Annotated in this window: 17 protein-coding genes; 2 read left to right on the top strand and 15 right to left on the bottom strand. The window is 63.3% G+C overall.

Features of this window, described 5'->3' with window-relative positions; genetic code table 11:
• Positions 1–235: 235 nt before the first annotated feature.
• From ACXAG6_RS06190 to ACXAG6_RS06125, 14 genes are all read right to left on the bottom strand, one after another.
• Entirely contained in the window at positions 236–922 is a 687-nt protein-coding gene (locus ACXAG6_RS06190; RefSeq protein ID WP_475336087.1) for a GntR family transcriptional regulator, read from the bottom strand.
• Between the two features lie 91 nt (positions 923–1,013).
• On the bottom strand, positions 1,014–1,829 hold the full coding sequence (locus ACXAG6_RS06185; protein WP_475336085.1) for an HpcH/HpaI aldolase family protein: 816 nt from the start codon (positions 1,827–1,829) through the stop codon (positions 1,014–1,016).
• Positions 1,826–3,241, bottom strand: a complete 1,416-nt coding sequence (locus ACXAG6_RS06180) for an FAD-binding oxidoreductase (RefSeq protein ID WP_475336083.1) — start codon at positions 3,239–3,241, stop codon at positions 1,826–1,828. The genes ACXAG6_RS06185 and ACXAG6_RS06180 overlap by 4 nt, the downstream gene beginning before the upstream one ends.
• Before the next feature lie 78 nt (positions 3,242–3,319).
• Complete coding sequence (locus ACXAG6_RS06175; RefSeq protein ID WP_475336081.1) at positions 3,320–4,321, bottom strand: DctP family TRAP transporter solute-binding subunit; 1,002 nt, start codon at positions 4,319–4,321, stop codon at positions 3,320–3,322.
• 38 nt (positions 4,322–4,359) lie between these two features.
• Entirely contained in the window at positions 4,360–5,637 is a 1,278-nt protein-coding gene (locus tag ACXAG6_RS06170) for a TRAP transporter large permease (protein ID WP_475336078.1), read from the bottom strand.
• Positions 5,634–6,134, bottom strand: a complete 501-nt coding sequence (locus ACXAG6_RS06165) for a TRAP transporter small permease (protein WP_475336076.1) — start codon at positions 6,132–6,134, stop codon at positions 5,634–5,636. The genes ACXAG6_RS06170 and ACXAG6_RS06165 overlap by 4 nt, the downstream gene beginning before the upstream one ends.
• Positions 6,131–6,841, bottom strand: coding sequence for an SDR family NAD(P)-dependent oxidoreductase (locus tag ACXAG6_RS06160; RefSeq protein WP_475336073.1), 711 nt, complete (start codon positions 6,839–6,841; stop codon positions 6,131–6,133). The genes ACXAG6_RS06165 and ACXAG6_RS06160 overlap by 4 nt, the downstream gene beginning before the upstream one ends.
• A complete protein-coding gene (locus ACXAG6_RS06155; RefSeq protein ID WP_475336071.1) occupies positions 6,838–7,695 on the bottom strand; it encodes an isocitrate lyase/PEP mutase family protein in 858 nt (285 codons plus the stop codon). Before ACXAG6_RS06155 ends, ACXAG6_RS06160 begins: the two co-directional genes overlap by 4 nt.
• 414 nt (positions 7,696–8,109) lie before the next feature.
• Positions 8,110–9,162, bottom strand: a complete 1,053-nt coding sequence (locus tag ACXAG6_RS06150; RefSeq protein ID WP_475336069.1) for an ABC transporter permease — start codon at positions 9,160–9,162, stop codon at positions 8,110–8,112.
• Complete coding sequence (locus tag ACXAG6_RS06145) at positions 9,159–10,694, bottom strand: sugar ABC transporter ATP-binding protein (protein ID WP_140013129.1); 1,536 nt, start codon at positions 10,692–10,694, stop codon at positions 9,159–9,161. The genes ACXAG6_RS06150 and ACXAG6_RS06145 overlap by 4 nt, the downstream gene beginning before the upstream one ends.
• Positions 10,691–11,335 (bottom strand): DUF2291 family protein, encoded by a 645-nt coding sequence (locus tag ACXAG6_RS06140; protein WP_475336066.1) that lies wholly within the window; start codon positions 11,333–11,335, stop codon positions 10,691–10,693. The genes ACXAG6_RS06145 and ACXAG6_RS06140 overlap by 4 nt, the downstream gene beginning before the upstream one ends.
• 75 nt (positions 11,336–11,410) lie before the next feature.
• Positions 11,411–12,337 (bottom strand): substrate-binding domain-containing protein, encoded by a 927-nt coding sequence (locus ACXAG6_RS06135; protein WP_475336064.1) that lies wholly within the window; start codon positions 12,335–12,337, stop codon positions 11,411–11,413.
• Between the two features lie 66 nt (positions 12,338–12,403).
• Entirely contained in the window at positions 12,404–13,429 is a 1,026-nt protein-coding gene (locus ACXAG6_RS06130) for a Gfo/Idh/MocA family protein (protein WP_475336061.1), read from the bottom strand.
• A gap of 169 nt (positions 13,430–13,598) precedes the next feature.
• Positions 13,599–15,605, bottom strand: a complete 2,007-nt coding sequence (locus tag ACXAG6_RS06125) for a D-apionate lactonase family protein (protein WP_475336059.1) — start codon at positions 15,603–15,605, stop codon at positions 13,599–13,601.
• Between the two features lie 147 nt (positions 15,606–15,752).
• On the opposite strand from ACXAG6_RS06125, the gene ACXAG6_RS06120 reads away from it, so the two are divergent.
• Together ACXAG6_RS06120 and ACXAG6_RS06115 are read left to right on the top strand one after the other, a co-directional pair.
• The gene (locus ACXAG6_RS06120) at positions 15,753–17,072 is read left to right on the top strand and encodes a GAF domain-containing sensor histidine kinase (RefSeq protein WP_475336056.1); all 1,320 of its coding nucleotides are present in this window, start codon (positions 15,753–15,755) and stop codon (positions 17,070–17,072) included.
• Positions 17,069–17,791: a response regulator gene (locus ACXAG6_RS06115; RefSeq protein ID WP_475336053.1), complete on the top strand. Its 723-nt coding sequence runs from the start codon at positions 17,069–17,071 to the stop codon at positions 17,789–17,791. The genes ACXAG6_RS06120 and ACXAG6_RS06115 overlap by 4 nt, the downstream gene beginning before the upstream one ends.
• Positions 17,792–17,906: 115 nt before the next feature.
• Here ACXAG6_RS06115 and ACXAG6_RS06110 read toward each other — a convergent pair whose 3' ends face one another.
• Positions 17,907–18,599, bottom strand: coding sequence for a GntR family transcriptional regulator (locus ACXAG6_RS06110; protein WP_140013122.1), 693 nt, complete (start codon positions 18,597–18,599; stop codon positions 17,907–17,909).
• Positions 18,600–18,623 lie beyond the last annotated feature (24 nt).

Genomic DNA, 18,623 nt, shown 5'->3' with positions numbered 1-18,623 from the left:
GGCAACCGAACGATCAGGTTGGTGTGGTGCCGATACAATTGCAGTGGTTAACAACGCACGCGGGTCGACGGTTCCACGACGACCGGCAATTTGCAGGCCGCCTAACTAGCCTCATCTACAAGCAAACTCGACAGAAAAGGGAAAACAGTGCCGATCGAGGCATTTGCGGCCTACCCGCTATCGGGATTGCGCACCTAAGCACCTTGCTGGAAGCCAGCAAAAGATCCCGACGCGATTACCCGGCTGCCGCGCTGCGCGACAATTCGTCGATGGCATCGGTTCGGATCGAGGTGATGTGCTTGCCCAGAACATCGTGGACCTGCTCCCAATCTCCGCGCTTCAACCCCTCAACGATGGCAACGTGCTGGTCAAAACTGTCTTCGCGGCGCTGCTTGAAGCGGGCGTTTAGCGCTGTGCGAATTGTGGCAATACGGGCCTCCACAAGGTCAAAGGCGTTCTGCACCAGGCCATTGCCGCAATGGTCGAAGAACAGGTTGTGAAACTCCGTGTCGATCCGCACATAGCCAATCTCGTCACCCGCCTGCATCCGCTCGCGCATTCTGTCCAAGGCATCGTCCAGCGCGGCCAAAAAACCCTCCCGGTCGGCAGCCATAGATAACCGCAGCGCCTCGCGCTCAAGCATCAGACGATAGTCGCAAATCTCCGCAACTTCCTCACCGGTCGGGTTGAAAACGAAGCTGCCGCGCTTTGGTTTGATCGTCACCAGCCCGGTAAACTGCAAGGCATTCAGCGCATCGCGAACGGGTGAGCGGCTGACGCCGAATGCAGTGGCCAGCTTGTCCTCCGAGATGTTCTCACCAAAGGCGAACTGCCCGTCGATGATCGCTGCGCGTATGCGCTCTACGACGATCTCCGTCAGCGTCTTGGGCTGTTCGATCTGCATCCCGGGTGTTGCAGGCATCTGGCGGGTTTTCCCTGTATCGTCGGCGGTTGGGAGGTTCTATCACGGAGGCCCCCACCGGTGAAGGAATCCGTGGTGAGCATGGCCTTGTTCAGTAGCGGGCGACGCTCTCGGTGCGCGCGGTCTGGGTGCCCAGCTGCGCGTCGCGGTCCTGCGCAGAGGCGCGGGCCGCTTCCACAAGGAAGGACACATCGTTGACCCCGGCGACCAGGTTGAAGCCCTTGTCGCGCAGGGTCGCCCAGTCGCGCCCGCCGCCCGGCACCGTGGCCAGAAGCTTGCCGGCGCCCCGAACCTTGGCTTCCACCTCGGCAAAGGCCGCTTGTGGGCTCGCGTGGTCCATATCCTCGATATGCCCCATGGTTGCGGCCAGGTCGTTCGGGCCAAGGAAAATTCCGTCGATCCCCTCGACGCCCGCGATCTCGGCCAGCGCGGCAACGCTTTCCGGGGTTTCGCATTGCACGAAGAGCAACAAATCGTCGTTTGCCGTCTGCACGGCATAATCGGGACGCGTGCCATAATCGGAGCCGCGCACAATCGGCGCTGCATATCCACGCCCGATGCCGCCCGCGCCGCGCTGCGGGTAGTGACAGGAGGCCGCGATGCGGGTTGCCTGCTCCACCGTGTTCACCATCGGCACGATGATCGACCGAAAGCCCCGGTCCATCGCCTTCTTCAAGGTCGTGTCGGAGCCGTTCGGCACGCGCAGGAGGGTCTCGCCACCTGCCGCTTCAACGGCCCGGGCCACCGCGACCCATGTTTCAAGGTCGCCGATGCCGTGCTCACCGTCGATCAGCACGGTGGGCCAGCCATGCCGCACGAGGATCTCCGCGATGTCGGGATGCCCCAGTTCGGCCCAGGCGGCGGTGACGAACTCGCCGGACAGCAGACGGGATTTCAGGGGGTTCATGTGCGATCTCCGATAGGGGCGTCGATAACCTTGCCCGGGTTGAGCAGCCCTGCCGGATCGAGCGCGGCCTTGATGCGGGCCATCAGCGCCAATTCCTCGGCCGAGCGAGTATAGGGTAGGTAGGGCTTCTTAAGCAGTCCAATACCATGTTCGGCAGACACGGTGCCGCCGAAGTCGCGCACCGTATCGTAAACGATAGCGCTGATCTGGCTCATCGGCTGGTCGGCGGCGGCGCGGTCAAGTGCCACGATATGCAGGTTCCCGTCGCCGATATGCCCGTAATAGACGCTGAGCGCCTGCGGCATCGCCGTGACCAGACGCGACCGGCAAGCACCGGCAAAGGCATCCATGGATGTGACCGGCAGACCAATGTCGAAAGCGCAATGCGGGCCGAGCCGCGTCATGAACTCGCCGCAAGCATCGCGCACGTCCCAAAAGCGCTGCACATCCGACAAGCTCTGGCTGATGGCAGCATCCTCCAGAAGGCCGGCTTCATAGACCTTCTCGACCCATGACATGAAGCGCGGACCGTCAATCTCTTCTTCCAGCCCTTGGGTTTCGAGCAACACATAAAAGGCGTGCTGCCCCTCCAGCGGGGAGCGTGTGCCCACTGTCTCGGTCACCACCTGCCAGTAGTCGGGCCACATCACCTCAAAGGCCGACAGCATCGGCCCCAGCCCGCGCCGGGCCTCCGCCAGCAGTTTAACCACATCTTCGTAGGAACCGAGGCCACAAAGCGCCGCGTTCACGCAACCGGGCTTAGGGTGCATTCTCAGCACCGCACGGGTGACGATGCCGAGCGTGCCCTCGGAGCCTATGAAGAGCTGTTTCAGGTCATAGCCCGCGTTGTTCTTCAGCATCTTGTTCAGCCCGCTGACCAAGGTGCCGTCCGGCAGCACGTATTCGAGGCCAAGAATCATCTCACGGGTCATGCCGTAGCGGATCACCCGATTGCCGCCCGCATTGGTGCCGATATTGCCGCCAATCAGGCAGGAGCCGCGCGCGCCAAGGTCCAGCGGGATAAAGAAGCCAGCCTCATCGGCGGCCTTTTGGATCACCTCCAGCGGGGTGCCCGCGCGCACTGTCATGGTGGCGCTGGCGGGGTCGATCTCTTCGATCCCCGAAAACCGCTCAAGCGAGATCATCACCGCGCCATCAATCGGGTGGGCCCCACCTGCCAGGCCGGTCAGCCCGCCTTGGGGCACCATCGGCACGCCCGCCTCGGCACAGTGCCGCACCGCTTCTGCCACAGCCTCGGGCGTATCCGGGCGGAGCACGGCCAGTGGTGTCACATCCGGAAGAAACGAAGTGTCATGCAGATTGCGCGCCGGAATGTCGTCGCCTGCCAGCAGCGCCGGGCCCGGGAAGGCCTCGGCAAGGCGAGCGATGAAGGAGGCGGTGTCGAGCGGCATGGGAGTGCGATCCTTGAAATTGGGTGGACCGGCGCGCGGGGGAGAGCCACGCGCCGGTCCCGTCAGGCCCTTGCGGGCTTAGTTGCGAATTTTGGCCAGTTCTTCGGACAGCCGGTCAAAGTTTTCCTTGCCGACGGAGTCCATTGAGGTCTCGTAGACAGGCGCCACCAGTTCGCGCAGCTTGGCCATCTCCTCGGCTGGCATTTCGGAGATTTCCATGCCTTCGGAGGTCAGCTTCTCGGCGGATTCACCCACAGCAGCGCGCGAGCGCTCGATCTGCGCGTCCCGGGCGCTTTCGGCACAGGATTGAATCAGTGCCTGCTCGTCGCCGTTCAGCCCTTCCCAGACACCCTTGTTCACCAAAACCGGGTTGGGCGAATAGGCGTGACGGGTGAGGGTGAGGTACTTCTGCACCTCATAAAACTTCGTCGCTTCGATCAGCGGCAGCGGGTTTTCCTGCCCGTCAACAGCGCCGGTTTCCAGCGCGGTGAACACCTCGCCAAAGGCCATCGGCACCGGATTTGCACCCAGACGGCGGAAGGTGTCGAGGAAGATCGGGTTTTGCATGACGCGGAAGTTCAGCCCCTCGAAATCCGACACCGCCAAGATCGGGTGCTTGGAGTTGGTGGCGTTGCGAAAACCGTTTTCCCACATCGACAGCATCACGAGGTCATGCTCGGGCATCTTCTCGGCGACATAGTCAAAGAACGGGCCGGTCATGATCGCATCAACCTCGGCGTCGTTCTCGAACATGAACGGCAGGGTGAACACGCCCAGCGCTGGTTCAATGCCCGCGATTGCAGCAGAGCCCGTCACCACCATCTCGATGGAGCCGGAGCGCGTGGCCTGCGTGGCATCGGCATCATCGCCGAGCTGGCCCGAGTAGAAGGCGCGCAGCTTCATGTTGCCACCCGAACCCTCTTCCATGCAGGCCGACATCGCCTCGATGCCCGTGGCAATCGGGTGATCCTTGGCCGCGCCGCTCGAGATTTTGAAAGTGTGGCTGCCGTATTCGGCGGCAAGCGCCGGGCTTGTCAGGGCCGTGGCAAATGCCAGAGCCGCGAGAGTCTTCAGTTTCATATCAGGTCTCCTCCTTGTTTATTCAGTCGAGAACGCGCTCAGCGCAGCCAATCCAGCGGCGTGAGAACGAGTTGCGGAAAGATCACCAGCAGCGCGAGCACGATAATCTGCGCAATGAGAAACGGCGCCGCGCCCTTGGCCACCTTGTGCAGCGGCACGCCGGACACCCCGGCCGAGACGCTGAGAACGATGCCAACGGGCGGTGTCACCAAGCCGATGGCGCAGTTGATGACGAAGAGCACGCCAAAGTAGATCGGGTCGATCCCCGCCTCCTCGACCACGGGCAGCAGCACCGGCGCGAGGATCAGGATCGTTGGCCCCATGTCGAGCATGGTGCCGATCATCAGCACCAGCGCCATGATGACGATCAGCAGCAGGGTTGGGCTGTCGACCAACGGGCCGACGAGGTCAAGCACAATGCCGGACAGGTCCGCCAGTGTGATGAACCACGCCGTCGCAAGGGCCGCCGCCGCCAACATCATCACCACAGCCGTGGTCAGCGCCGCGTCGCGGAAAACGCGGAACAGATGGCTCACCTTCAACTCGCGGTGCACCACCATGCCGACGAAGATGGCGTAGACAGCGGCAATGACGGCGGCCTCGGTTGGTGTGACCACGCCAAAGCGGATGCCGCCGAGGATGATCACAGGCATGCCCAGCGACCACAGGGCCTTGCGGGTCTCGCGCAGGCGCACATCCCAGCCCTGCCTTGGCTGCGGCTGCACATTGTCGCGCCGCGCCACGATCAACCAGGCGACGATGGCACCAAGCCCCATCATCACGCCGGGCACGATGCCTGCCATGAACAGCTGGGTGATCGACAGGTTCGTGGCCACGGCAAAGATGATGTAGGCGATGGAGGGCGGAATGATCGGCGCGATAACACCGCCCGAGGCCATGAGCCCGACAGAGCGCGCCTCATCATGCCCCGATTGTTTCATCATCGGCAGCATGATCGCGATCAGCGCCGCCGAGTCCGCCGCCGCCGACCCGGAGAGCGAGGCAAGGATGATCGCGGCAAAGATCGCCACCACGCCCAGCCCGCCGCGCACATGCCCGACGAAGGCCATGGCGAAACCGATGATCCGCTTTGACATGCCGCCCGCGTTCATCAGCTCTCCGGCGAGCAGGAAGAACGGGATCGCCAGCAGAGAAAAGTTGTTCGCCCCTACGACCATGCGCTGCGAGATCACCTGCGCGTCAAACAGGTCCATGTGAAAGCCCATGACGGCGGCGCATATCAGCAGGGCGAAGGCAACCGGCACGCCAATCGACAGGGTGATGGCGAGGGTAACGATGAAGAGGGCGAGGGTCATTCGGCCACACTCCGCCCCGAGGTCGGCAGGCCTTTCAAGCGGCCCGTCGCATAACCCAGCATCCGCAGCCCGGCCATCAGGCCGATCAGAGAGGACATCGGGATCAGCACCCCGAACACCCAGAACATCGGCATCCGTGTAACTGGCGCGATGTTCGTCGCGTTGACATGGAATTGCGCCAAAGCCCCCCAGAGCACCATGATGCAAACCGCCAGCACCAGCCCGTTGGCCACCGTCAGCAGCACGCGCCGCACCGGCTCGCTCACGCTCGTCACCACGAGGTCAAACCCCATGTGCATGTTGTGCCGCATGGCAACGATGGCCCCGAGGAAGATCAGCCAGACAAAGAAGAATCGTGACAACTCCTCGCTGATGTCGATGCCCGAGCCAAAGCCGTAGCGCAGCACCACATTTGCAAAGACCATGATCGTCATGCCCGCCAGCAGGAAGACGAGCACCACCTCCAGCGCCTTGAAGAAATAATCGACCAGTTTCACCGTCGCCCTCCCGCGATGCGAATGATTTCGCCCGTGGTATAGGGGGCGTCGAACAGCAGCCATTCCGCTGCCTGCGCCACCTCACCGGCGGTGCCCATGCGCCCCATGGGAATGCCCTCGGCAGCCTGCGCGCGCGCGTTGGGCGCGGTCATGATGGCGTCTTGTATAGGCGTGTCGATGATCCCCGGCGCCAGCGCGTTGACCCGCATATCAGGGGCAAAGTCTCGCGCCATGGCACGCGTCAGGGCCATGATCGCACCCTTGGACGCGCCGTAGGCGGCAAAGCCCGGGCCACCACCATTTTCGCCAGCGATGGATGACATGTTGACGATACTGGCCGTCGGGTGCCCCACCCGCGCCTTGGCAAACGCCTGTGTGACCAGCATCAGCCCCACAAGATTGACTTGGAAGACGGACTGAAGGTGGTCAGCGTCAAGCTCGGCCCAATCCATGCGCTGGCCCAGAATGCCTGCGTTGTTCACCAAATGCGTCACGCCATCCAGCTTCGCCATAGCCACGGCGTCAGGGTCAGAGACGTCGATGATCGCAGTGCTGACCGCGTCCTCGCCAAGCTCCGCGCGTGCCGCGTCCAGCGCCGGGCCCGAGATGTCCCAGAGGATCGCCCGTGCGCCGCGTGCCACAACGGCTCGCGCGGTTGCAAGCCCGATACCCGAGCCTGCGCCGGTGATGAGGACAACCGCCGTCATTCGCCGTGCCTGTGGGCAAAAGCCTGATGTCCGGCCAGGTCCACCACGTCGCAGAACTCGGCATAGCTGAGCGCCCCGGCCGTGGCCGGCCGGCCCTCGGCTTTCAGGGCAGCCAAAGCGTCTTGCGTGGCGCGCGCTGCGGTAAAGAGCGCCGTCACCGCATACATGACAACGGCAAAGCCCATCTCCTGCACCTCGTCCGTGGTCAGCAGCGCGGCATCAGTGCCATCGACAAGGCTCAAAACCTTTGGCCCCTCGACCCTCTGTGCGATGGCCTCAACCTCGGCGCGGGTCTTCACCCCGTCGACGAAGACAAGATCAACGCCGGTATCCCGGTAACGCGCCGCCCGCGCGACAGCTTCGTCCATCCCCATGGCCGGAAGCGCATCGGTGCGTCCGATGATGACCAGGTCGCTCTTGCCCCGCGCCTCCACCGCCGCCGACAACCGGGCCGCGCCCTCCTCGGGAGACACCAGCCGCACGCCGGCCAGCTGGCCGCAGCGCTTGGGAGAAACCTGATCTTCCAGATGCAGCGCCGCAACGCCGCCCTGCATGTATTCCCGCACCGTCCGCGCCACGTTCAGCGCGCCACCATAGCCGGTGTCGGCATCGGCGATCACCGGAATATCCACTGCCCGAACCATCGCGCGGGCGTGATCGGCCATTTCCGTCTGCGTCAGCAATCCAAGGTCTGGCTGGCCCAGCCGCGCGGCCGTCGCGCCAAGCCCCGTCATGTAGACGGCATCATAGCCCTGCGCCTGCACAATGCGGGCCGTCAACGGGTCTGGCGCGCCGGGCGCAACGGTCAATAGCCCGCGGCTCAGCCGGTCTCGCAAAACGGTATCGCTGGTCACGTCAATTCCTCCCCGGTCTTCGGCGCTACCGCGCATCCGGACCATCTGTCCATGACGTGTAACATGTAACATGTGAGTATTGTCAAGCAGTGTCGTTTTTGGGGGCTTTTTGCCTAGCCCTGAGCACCCCGCAGCCGGAAATGGCCGGGCGGCGAGAACGGCTTGGCAAATTTCACTGCTGTCGAAGAAACGGGCACAGGTGGAAGGGGCTGACTCACCGCCAGCCTGTGCTTCCGTCAGATCCGCTCACGCCATCAACAGCCTATGTGCGAAGCTCCGCCTGCGGGTTTGGGAGAAGAGGGCATCAACACCCCTGCAAACCAAGGTTGCGCGAAAGGCTGGCCAAACGCCTTACGTAGCGGCCTTCGTGTCAGCCATCGCAATCGCCCCTCTTACTGGCCAATGGCGCCAGCCCTAGCTCGCGGCCTCCTGCGCCAGTGCCACCCTCGCTTGCAGACGGCTTTGCGCCTGATCGACCACGACGGCGGCAACGATCACGAGGCCCTTGATCACCATCTGCCAGAATGACGAGACCCCCATCATGATGAGTCCGTCAGACAATATGCCAATCACGAAGGCACCGATGATGGTGCCCCAGATCCGGCCCCGCCCGCCCGACATGGAGGTGCCGCCCAGCACCGCCGCCGCGATGGCGTTGAGCTCGAAGAACTCCCCCGTTGCCGGGTGGGCCGCCTTGAGCTGGGAGGCGATGATGATGCCCACAATCGCGGCCATGAGGCCGGAGAACATGTAAACAAAGGTTTTGACCCGACGTACCCGAACGCCGGAAAGCTCGGCCCCGCTCTCGTTGCCCCCGGTGGCGTAGATGTGCCTGCCCAGCGGGGTGCGCTGCGCTATATAGGTTGCCACCAGCGCCACCACGATCAGGATCCAGATCATCAACGGGATACCAAAAAGAGTGCCAGCCCCGATCAGCGGAAAGGTGTGCGAGCCGTAGTCAGGGTTGCCGTTCAGGTTGGGAAAGGTCCGCCCACCCGACATCAGCAGCGCTGCGCCCCGCGCAATGTAGAGCATCCCCAGCGTCGCAATGAAGGGGGCCACATTGAGCCGCGTGATCAATAGCCCGTTCACCCAGCCGACGAAAACGCCGACGAGACAGACGAGCAGCACGATTTCCAGCGTGTTGAACTGGATCGACCAGCCGAGGCCAAGGTCTATCCCGTTGAGGATGAGGTAGCCCGCGATCATCGAGGTCAGGCCGACGACCGAGCCCACCGACAGGTCGATGCCCCCGGTGATGATCACGTAAGTCATGCCGATAGCGAGGAAGGCGTTGATCGCCACGTGCTTCGAGATAAGCACAGCATTGGCCACGCTCAGGAAGTTGGGCGCGGCGAAGGAGAAGTAACCGAACACGAGGATCAGCGCCACGAAGGTGCGCGCCTTCAGCAACAAAAGGAGCCAGTTGGTTCCGCCCTTGGTTGGTGTGTCTGCCGTGGCGCTCATGCCGCGTTCTCCTTGGTATTTACGCCGGGCGTCGCGGCGGCAATGACCTCCGCCGCCTCGGCCTGCTTGTCGAATGTTCCGGTGACCCTGCCGTCCGCCATCACCAGGATGCGGTCGCTCAGGGCCATGCATTCCTCGATCTCCGAGCTGCAAAACAGCACCGCCAAGCCGTCTACCGCGAGCTGGCGCATCACCCGGTAGATTTCGGCCTTGGCCCCCACGTCGACACCGCGCGTGGGCTCGTCCATCAGCAAGATCTTGGGTTGGGTCATCAACGCCTTGCCGATGACCACCTTCTGCTGGTTGCCCCCCGAGAGGGACGAAACCGGGTTTTCCTGGCTGGAGACCTTGATTGTGAGCCGCTTGATGAACTCCATCGCCCGCCCCGCCTCGCGCCTGAGATCAAGATGAAAGCTGCGGGCCAGTTGCCCGAGCGATGACAGGGTGAGGTTTTCGCGGATCGCCATGATCTGCACGAGGCCGTCCTTCTTGCGATCTTCCGGCACCAGCGCGATGCCGCTGGCGATGCGGTCGGCAATTGCGCCGCTACGAATTTCCTTGCCGTCGATGAAATAGCGCCCTCCCGAGGTGCCGGGATGTCGGCCGATGATGCACTCCATCAGCTCGGTGCGGCCTGCGCCCATCAGCCCGTAAATCCCGACGATCTCGCCGGAGCGGACCGAGAGAGACACGTGATCAACATGAAACCCGCCGCCCATTTTGGGCAGCATGACGTCCTCGGCACGAAAGGCCTCGTCCCCCGGTTCATGGCTGATCGGTTCGGCAAAGTCCTTCGACTTGCCGCCAATCATCGCCTCCACGATCCAGCGCAGGTCGACCCCGTCCATGCTGCGAGCGCCGGTGATCTCACCATCGCGCAGCACGGTGATGTAATCCCCGAGCCGGATCAGCTCTTCCAGACGATGCGAGATGTAGACAATGCCGACGCCATGCGCCTTGAGCTCGTCAATCAGCCGGAACAGCACCTCAACCTCCACGGCAGACAGGGCCGAGGTTGGCTCGTCGAGGATTAGGATTCGGGCATCCTGCGCCAGCGCTTTGGCGATCTCCACGATCTGCTGCTGGCCGATCCTCAGAAAGCCGAGCGGGGTGTCCGGGTCGATATCCTGTTCCAGCCGCTGAAGGATCTCCCTGCTGCGAGTCCGCTGGGCGGCGATGTCCAGATGCACCCCGCCGCGGGTTAGCTCGTTGCCGATAAAGATATTCTCGGCCACCGACATCTCGGGAAAGAGGTTCAGCTCCTGAAAGACGATCCCGATGCCCGCCTTCACGGCATCATCCTTGTTGTGAAACTGCACCGGCTGGCCATTCATGGTGACCTCGCCCTCGGTCAGCGCCTCCACCCCCGAGATCACCTTCATCAGCGTCGATTTGCCGGCACCGTTCTCGCCGACCAACACGTTGACGGCGCCCATGCGGATATCAAAATCGACCCCCTTCAACGCGCGCGTGCCGGGGTAGACCTTCACCGCATCGCGGATGGAAAGCCCGATGGGATGATCTTCACTCATGGCAGAAAGGTCACTTCGGTCGGGGTCACAAGGATTGCCTCGCTCGCCGTGCGCAGCGGTGTCACCCCGAAGAATTGCACGGTGCTCCCCGCAAGCTCCCCTTCCGGAAGCGTGATGCGTGCGGTGACCTCGTCGTTCAGGGCACGGGCCAGCTTGGCATATTCGATCTGATCGCGAAAATCGTCGAAATTGTAGAAAGGCACGCCATCGCGCAAGGCCGTGCCCTTGATGACCGGCCCCATCTGGAGCGTTGTGTCGGCCTTGCCGTCGTCGTCGGTATCAAGCGCCAAGGTCCGCGCCCGGCTTTCGAGATTGGCCTCAACCACCACGCCCTCGCCGGAGACGGGAAAATTCCATGCGGCACCGGCCCCGCTGCCACGTTGCGCACGGGCGGTGCCGATGGCTTCGATATCCGCCGCGATCCCGGCACGCAGTTCGCCGATCTCCACCGCGTTCTCCCGCAGGTGCGGCAAAAGCTGTGGCTCGAAACTCTCTTCGAGCCGCTTGGCGTTGCGGGCGTCGTCCCCCTCAGGGCCTGCGGGAATTTCACTGTCATCGCCATCGGAGTCGAAGACGATCTTGCAGCCCGACGCCGATGTGAGTGCCGCCGCTGCGAGTGCAAGCAGGAGTGGCCTGATCATGAGTTGTTTCCTCGCTCAGTGAAGACAGCGCCCCGCGCGTGACATGCACGCGCGGGGCGCAAAGTGCACCGTCGCTTACTGCAGCGCGAACGTCTCGAGTTGGCTGGCGTTGTCGCCGTTCACCAGCACGCAGTCCATCAGCTGCTTTTCGTCGAGCCCGGTGGAGCCAGTTTTGAGGTACTGATCGGCCTGCATCACAGCCATCTGCGCCTGTGCGTAAGCAGGCTGAAGCACGGTGGCCTTGATGCCGCCCGCGAGGATCGAGTCGCGCACGTCATTGGAGCCATCAAAGCCCACCACGATCACGTCGGTCCGGCCAGCGGCCTCCAGCGCGGCCCAAGCGCCCATTGCCATGGTGTCATTGCCAGAGATCACGCCCTTGATGTCAGGGTTGGCCTGAAGCATTGATTCCATCACCGTGAAGGCCTCGGTCTGCGACCAGTTGGCAGTTTGCTGCGCGACCATCTCCAACTCGGGGTACTGATCGATCACGTCATGGTAGCCTTGGCTGCGGATGCCTGCGTTGGTGTCGCTCTCCTTGCCCACCAGTTCCGCGTATTTGCCCTCTTCGCCCATCAAGCGCACGAACTCCTCGGCCCCGAGTTGCGCGCCTTGGTAGTTGTTCGAAACGATCTGGCTGACGGCCACGCCAGTTTCGGTGATCTCGCGGTCGATCAGAAACGAGGGGATGCCCGCGTCCTTGGCCTTCTGCACGGCAGCCACCGAAGCATCGGCCCCGGCGTTGTCGAGGATAATCGCAACCACGCCGGCGGCGATTGCGCTGTCAAAGAGTTCCGATTGCTTGTTGGCGTCATCGTCATGCACGAGCACCATTGTCTCGTAGCCCAGTTCTTCCGCCTTCGCGGCGGCGCCATCGGCCTCGGCCTTGAAGAAGGGGTTGTCGTGGCTCGGCGTGATGATCGCAATGGTATCGGCTGCGGCCATGACCGGTAGCGTCATCAGAGCCGTCGCAGCGGCCAGTATCTTGGTCTTGAACGTCATGTCTTTCTCTCCTCCGTGTTGACCGGCACCCCAACTTTCGGGCTCCGGATTTTATTCGCGCCGCCCTCAACCAAGGCTGTCGGGCCGCACGCTCCTCCCTTCGGCCGCCGAAACATAGGCAGCCTCCACCAGTGCCAACGTCTTGAGATTGTCGGCACCGGAGGTTTCCGGCGCCGTGCCCTCCGACAGGCACCGGATGAAATGCTCTTGGATGGCAACCACGCTTTCCTGAATGTTGTGCCAAGGCCGCTCCGCCCATTCGAGCACAGGTGGCGACACGTCCAGTTGCTCCTCCGCCCCGTCTGCCTGCACGGTCAGCCGGTAACCGGCATCCAGCCGGATCGTGCCCCGGGGCCCGTCGATTTCCAGCAGGGTCTCGGGGAAGGTCTCCGGGCTGCGGCGCGTGCCGTAGGAGCAGTCGACAACGCTCGCCATGCCACTCTCATGGGTGAGCAGGATAGTGGCCACATCCTCCCCCGCGATTTTCGGGTTCACGCGATGGGTCACAGCGGCAAGGCGCTCCACATCGCCCATCAGCGCGCGCGCGATATCGAGCACGTGGATACCGAGATCCTCGATGATGAAACGCTTGCCTTCAGCGAGGTAAGGCTGGCCGGAGAACACATCGTAGGCCGAGCGAAACGATGCGCGGCAGAAAAACGGGGCGCCGATACGGCCTGAACGCACAAGCTCGATCACCCGCCGTACGGCGGATTGCCAGCGGAAGTTCTCATGCACCATCAGCGTTTTACCGGCGGCTTCGGCGGCCTCCACCATGGCCCTGGCATCCGCCAGGTTCTCGGCAAAGGGTTTTTGGCAGACCACATGCGCCCCATGCCGCAGAGCCAGTTCAACCAGCGGCCGATGGCTGGGCACCGTGGTGATGATGTCGACAAAGTCGAGGGCACCGTCGCGCAGCATTTCCTCGGCGCCGGTATAAACATGAGAGACTTCGAAGGCCTCCGCAGCCTCGCGGGCCTTTGCCTCATCAAGGTCGCAGAGCGCCACGATCTCGGCACCCTCAACCATCTTCCATGCGTTCAGGTGATTGCCGGCAAAAAAGCCGGTGCCGATGATTCCACCTCTTAGCATTGTCTCCCCCTCGTTCTCCTCCGGCCCTCGCCCGCGACAGTGTAGAGAGAGGCCCCGCGCCAATTAAGGGGCGTTTCAGCCAGATGGCTGCGGCAATCCGCAGATGTCCTTGGGCGCGGGTGCATCGGCATCAGCAACGCCGCCCCTCGTGTTTGTCTGGCCATTCCAGTCACGCTTGCGCCCCCATCGACAAGAAGCCAACTGCATAGGGGGCGAGGCTGAGATCCTGCATTGGCACACGCAGCGCGGTGCGCAGCCAGTCGGAATCGGCCATCGCCGTTCGGGCGCTGCCCCGATCCAGCACAAGCGCCAAACTTGTCTCGGGGAGCGTAACGGTACGGCGCACCTGTGAAAGGTTGGCGATCATGATCCGTGTTTGCCCTTCAACCTTTGCGCCGTAGGCGGCGACGCCCTCAGGAAGCCCCCCCATCGTCACGCCAGGAGCCCCAGCCAAGCGGCGCGCCTCCCGGTGAACATGAAACAGCGGCACCACGACGCCCTCGCCTTGATCGAAACCGGGCTGGGCGTAGGCTTGCGGGGTGTAGGCAATGCCAAAAGGGCCAGTGGGAGCCGCAAGGCACAGCGCTTCCACATTGGATTGGCCGGTGCTGGCCAGAACACCCACGGCCCATGCCGCCGCGAAGAGGCCACGGTGGCGCGGATCGGCGCGGGCCATCGTTTCACGCAGTTGTTCGGGGTTATCCGAAACCTTCGCGCCGTAGGGGTTGGTTCTCATACCGATAGACACCAGCCCCAGCCGATAAGCCGCCTGCCCCGCCAGCGCCTCTGCGCTCCGAAAGACCTGCGGCAGGGCCTCCAGAGTTTCGACCACGGACAGGTCGTCGCTGGCATGCACCGTTGCCGAGTTACCGTGAAAGACAAAGTCGCACAGCTCCGGCTCCGGCGGGCACCGGTTGAACTCGGTGAAGTTGGTCAGCATGCCCCCACCGATGAGCGCCTCGGGGAAGGCCTGTCGCGCCATCTCGACAAGAGCGGAGGGCGACGGCCCATCGGGCCAGGTCGCCGTGGGTTGGTAGCTTTTGAGGTAAGCCTCGGGCAAAGCGATTACCCGGCGCGGCACGATGCCAGCCGTAGCAATGCGCACCGCCAGCGCCTCCATCGCCGCCTTGGGGCGGGCGTCATCAAGCACCAGTTCAAGGTCGATCTCCACCGCCAAGGTCCGGGCCAGTTGAACGACATCGTCGAGGAACGCGGCGCTCGTCGTCGCATCAATGCGCAGGAGCAGGTGCGACGCGCCACATAACTTCATGGCGTCAAGCGTGGGCGCGCCGCCGAGCCAGCCTTCTTCAAGAACCAGCCCAACATCGGGCGCATTCCGGCCCAGCAATTCAACGCGCGGCGGCGTTTCGCTGCCTTGGGGCGTCGAGGCAAAGGGGCTGCCAGAGAAGGAAAAAGAGACCCGCTGCGTCTGCGGCTCGGTGATCTCGTAGGTGAAAGGCTCCTTCAGCGGCACGCAATAGGTTTTGTAGGAGGCATCCGACCAGTTGCGCTGGTCTTCCATCTCGAAAACCTCACCCTCGAAGCGCATGTCCACCGCTGCCGGGCCAATGCCATAGGCAAGCGCCGAAATGTCTTTCATGGGCTGTGACGGCTTGATCAGTTCCGGAAACCGGGCATCCTCGCTCGATCCATCAGGGTGGGTGAGCGTCACCGGCGCGCCCGTGAGCCCGCGTATCGGATGCAACACCGTCAGCCCGGCACGGTTGGTGGCAAACGCTCCCCCCTTCGGTGTCATCGTCACCGCAACCGACAGCGTGCCCTCCTCGCTGGCGGAGAACTCGACTGTAAGGGCCAGCCGCCCGCCATCGACAGATTGCTCGATGCGGCCAGTGATGCGCCCTTCCGACCGTGCCGTTGCCTCATCGAGCGTAACAGCCGCATAGGTGGCCCAGTTTTCATCGCGGATCGGCCAGCTGATCGCCCGCACCAACTCCACACCATGCCAGCTGATCCGACGGATCGATTGATCGGAAAGCAGAAAGGAGAGGGGGCCGAGCGCAATGCGGCGCCAAGGCACCGGCGGCTCGTCCGTGCCGAACGTCACCACCAGATCGGCTCGCTCCTGCTCCGGCGCAGGGCTTGCACGCCCTGCGGCCTCCAACTTGCTGTCCAATGCGGCTCCTCCCGGCTGACAGGGTAGCTCGGAGCGTCGCATTCAACAGGCTCTGATACGGGCAATCGCCTTCGGCAATACGCAGGAGCCCTTGCGGGAATCCGCAGCCAATGACGCGTGCCCTCGCATCGCGGCACCTTGGCGGCTGCCAGGGGAGCGCGTAGCATCGCGTCGCGGAGGAGGAGGCGCATGATGATGGACGGTGCGGAAACGGAGCTTGATCACTACCTGGCCATATCTCGCGCCGTGGCCGGTGAGATGGATTTGCAGAACGTTCTCAACGGCATCGCCGGTGCCGTCAAATCCAAGCTTCTGGATTACCACCACCTCGACGTGGCGGTTGTTTTGCCGGGCGACCGCTCAAAACACTTCGCGCTCGAAACCGGCATCGAGACGGTTTGGAACCGCGATGGTGAGGGCCGACCAAACGAACTCGCGCCAGTGCGGCAAGTGCTCAGCGGCGAAATTGGCAACCTCGTGACGGGCGATGCCTGGGCGGATCCGCGCTTTCACTTCGACGGGGCAGACGATGCGCCGATTTTCGAGGCCAACCTGCGCAGCCGCATCCATGTGCCGCTGACCGTCCACGGCGACGTGATCGGCGTGCTCAGTTTCTCTTCTCCCCGCAGAGACGCCTACGGGCCGGATGACGTGCGCAAGGCGCAAAACGTGGCCGACCTGATCGCGCCCTATTTCTACGCCGTCATCATGTCGGATCAGGCCAAATCCTCGGCGCGGGCTGAAGGCGCGGCGCGTGGGCGGGAGCATAGCCTCCGCCACGGCGCGCAGCGGCTCACGGAAGCGATGGAAACCGAGCGCCTTCGTCTTGGCATGGAACTGCACGACCAAACCCTCGCCGATCTCTCCACCGTCTACCGGCGCGTGTCGCGGCTCGCCGCCGAACCGGGCGCTGACAGAACCGAGTTGCAGGAAATCGCCAAGGCGGTTTCGCGCTGCACCGTCGAGTTGCGCAGGATCATCGAAAACGCCAAGCCGGGCGTGCTCGACCTCTTCGGCGTCTCCCAGGCAATCGAGGCCCAGCTTGAACGGGCGACCCAGGGCCTGGATCGAGACGTGGCCACCGTGGTTACAGACAAAACCGGCGGCCTGCTCGACAAGTCTGAATACCGCCTTCAGCTCGCCGTGTTCCGCATCGTGCAGGAGGCGGTGACCAATGCGGTCAAGCACTCTGAATGCAGTGTCATCGAAGTCCGGCTCTCCACCGGTGAGCAATGCGTGACGATCGCGGTCACCAATGATGGCCGTGTCCCTGCAGAAGGGTGGCGCAAGTCCGGCGGCGGCGTGGACAACATCCGCACGCGCGCGGCGCTCATCGGAGCCGAAGTTGCATTTGAGCGGGATCCAAGCGGGTCGGGCAGCAGCACCGTTCTGCGCATCCCCTGCGACATCGTGCATGCAGGCCAGCCGCCCAGCGCCGTTGCCACCGCCAGCCCGGTTGAAAGCGCTGCCGGTTCACCCGCAAGTCAGCGCGCCGAGCGCGTCCAATGAACATCCTCATCGCTGAAGACGACCCCTTTCACCGCTCTTTTCTTGCGAGCACTGTCCGCGAAGCCCTGCCCTCCTGCGACAAGCTCTTCGAGGCGAGCGGGGGGCAGGAAGCAATCGACCTCGCCGAGGCCAACGAGCTCGACGGCGTTGTCATCGACCTGCAAATGCCCACTATCAGCGGAATCACGGCCGCCTCCCGGATCTGGGAGAAGAGGCCCGATATGCGCATCCTCTTCTGGTCGAATTACTCCGACGAGGCCTACGTGCGGAACGTTTCGCGCATCGTGCCGAAAGAGGCGGTTTACGGCTATCTCCTGAAGACCGCTTCGGCCCAACGGCTGGCGCTGGCGATGATGAGCATCTTCCTCGAGGATCAATGCGTCATCGACAGGGAGGTGCGGGGCGTTCAGCAAAGGGCGATGGATGTCCATCAGGGTCTGTCCAACACCGAGTTTGAAGTCCTGACAGACATCGCGCTCGGCCTGACCGACAAGGCCATTGCCACCCGCCGCGGAATCTCGACCCGCTCGGTGCAAAGCCGGCTCAAACAGCTTTACGAAAAACTCGGTATCGACCAACTCCCCCAAGACGAAGATGGGCCGATTTTCAACTCCCGCGCACGCGCCGTGGCAATTGCCCTTTCCCGCGGGCTGCTGAACTACGAGGGCATGTCTTTGGGCGAGTCCAAACTGCGGCGCTGGCTCGACGAAGATAAGTAAGCCTGCTTTGCTCCGCCGAGACGCTAGGCGGTGGCGAAGCGCAACGGCTTGGCTTTCTCAGGTCATGTTCATGCACTGGCGATGTTGGATAGGGACGGCTGGGCGGCGCTTTGGCCTAGCCTGAGTTCCGTCCAACAAAGGGCAGGTCGCCGCTGGCAATGGCCTTTCGCACCGATGCGAGCTTGTTGCCAAGGTGGCTCTCAAGCAGCAAGGCCATGCGATCCCCATCGCGGGCTTGGAGGGCGGCGAGGATCTCGGCATGTTCTTCTACCGCCTGCTTCCAGCGATCCGGCGACAGGTTGGCAAGAAAGCGGGCGCGGCGGATACGCCCCGCGAGCGCTCTGTGGGAGGCCATCAGCACCTCGTTGCCGCTGCCCTCCAGAATGGCGCGGTGAATTTCCTGATTGGTCTGAAAGTACGCGGGGCGGTCCTGCCGCTCGAACTGCGCTTCAAGCGCCACCTGCAAGTCGGCGATATGTGAGATGTCCTCGTCGCTCATCATGGAGCAGGCAAGCCGGCCCGCCAGCCCCTCAAGCGCCATGAGGACGGGAAACACATCCTCGATGTCCTTCTCGTTCAACTCGGCCACCCGCGCGCCCCGGTTTGGCGTGAGCGTCACCAGCCCCTCCGAGGCCAGCACCTTCAGCGCCTCCCTCAGCGGGGTGCGCGACACGCCAAAGGCCTCGGTGAGCCACTTCTCGTTGATCTTGTCACCCGGCACCATGTCGCCATCGGTCACAAGGTCACGCAGGCGGTCGACAAGCACGTCGTGCAGGGGCTGGCGGCTGATCGGTTCAACTTGGTTCATCGGCGGGGCGTCCAAAACCTCGGG

The sequence above is a fragment of the Vannielia sp. ABF1_015 genome (genome assembly GCF_056160745.1).
The sequence above is the reverse complement of the archived record's forward strand: the minus strand, read 5'-3'. Positions and strand labels throughout refer to the sequence as shown.

Excerpts from the sequence above, each read along its gene's own strand:
- ACXAG6_RS06135 (WP_475336064.1), bottom strand. The coding sequence starts at position 12,337 with ATGACGTTCAAGACCAAGATACTGGCCGCTGCGACGGCTCTGATGACG.
- ACXAG6_RS06130 (WP_475336061.1), bottom strand. The coding sequence starts at position 13,429 with ATGCTAAGAGGTGGAATCATCGGCACCGGCTTTTTTGCCGGCAATCAC.
- ACXAG6_RS06110 (WP_140013122.1), bottom strand. The coding sequence starts at position 18,599 with ATGAACCAAGTTGAACCGATCAGCCGCCAGCCCCTGCACGACGTGCTT.
- ACXAG6_RS06145 (WP_140013129.1), bottom strand. The coding sequence starts at position 10,694 with ATGAGTGAAGATCATCCCATCGGGCTTTCCATCCGCGATGCGGTGAAG.
- ACXAG6_RS06150 (WP_475336069.1), bottom strand. The coding sequence starts at position 9,162 with ATGAGCGCCACGGCAGACACACCAACCAAGGGCGGAACCAACTGGCTC.
- ACXAG6_RS06120 (WP_475336056.1), top strand. The coding sequence starts at position 15,753 with ATGATGATGGACGGTGCGGAAACGGAGCTTGATCACTACCTGGCCATA.
- ACXAG6_RS06180 (WP_475336083.1), bottom strand. The coding sequence starts at position 3,241 with ATGCCGCTCGACACCGCCTCCTTCATCGCTCGCCTTGCCGAGGCCTTC.
- ACXAG6_RS06190 (WP_475336087.1), bottom strand. The coding sequence starts at position 922 with ATGCCTGCAACACCCGGGATGCAGATCGAACAGCCCAAGACGCTGACG.
- ACXAG6_RS06125 (WP_475336059.1), bottom strand. The coding sequence starts at position 15,605 with ATGCGACGCTCCGAGCTACCCTGTCAGCCGGGAGGAGCCGCATTGGAC.
- ACXAG6_RS06175 (WP_475336081.1), bottom strand. The coding sequence starts at position 4,321 with ATGAAACTGAAGACTCTCGCGGCTCTGGCATTTGCCACGGCCCTGACA.
- ACXAG6_RS06185 (WP_475336085.1), bottom strand. The coding sequence starts at position 1,829 with ATGAACCCCCTGAAATCCCGTCTGCTGTCCGGCGAGTTCGTCACCGCC.
- ACXAG6_RS06140 (WP_475336066.1), bottom strand. The coding sequence starts at position 11,335 with ATGATCAGGCCACTCCTGCTTGCACTCGCAGCGGCGGCACTCACATCG.
- ACXAG6_RS06170 (WP_475336078.1), bottom strand. The coding sequence starts at position 5,637 with ATGACCCTCGCCCTCTTCATCGTTACCCTCGCCATCACCCTGTCGATT.
- ACXAG6_RS06115 (WP_475336053.1), top strand. The coding sequence starts at position 17,069 with ATGAACATCCTCATCGCTGAAGACGACCCCTTTCACCGCTCTTTTCTT.
- ACXAG6_RS06160 (WP_475336073.1), bottom strand. The coding sequence starts at position 6,841 with ATGACGGCGGTTGTCCTCATCACCGGCGCAGGCTCGGGTATCGGGCTT.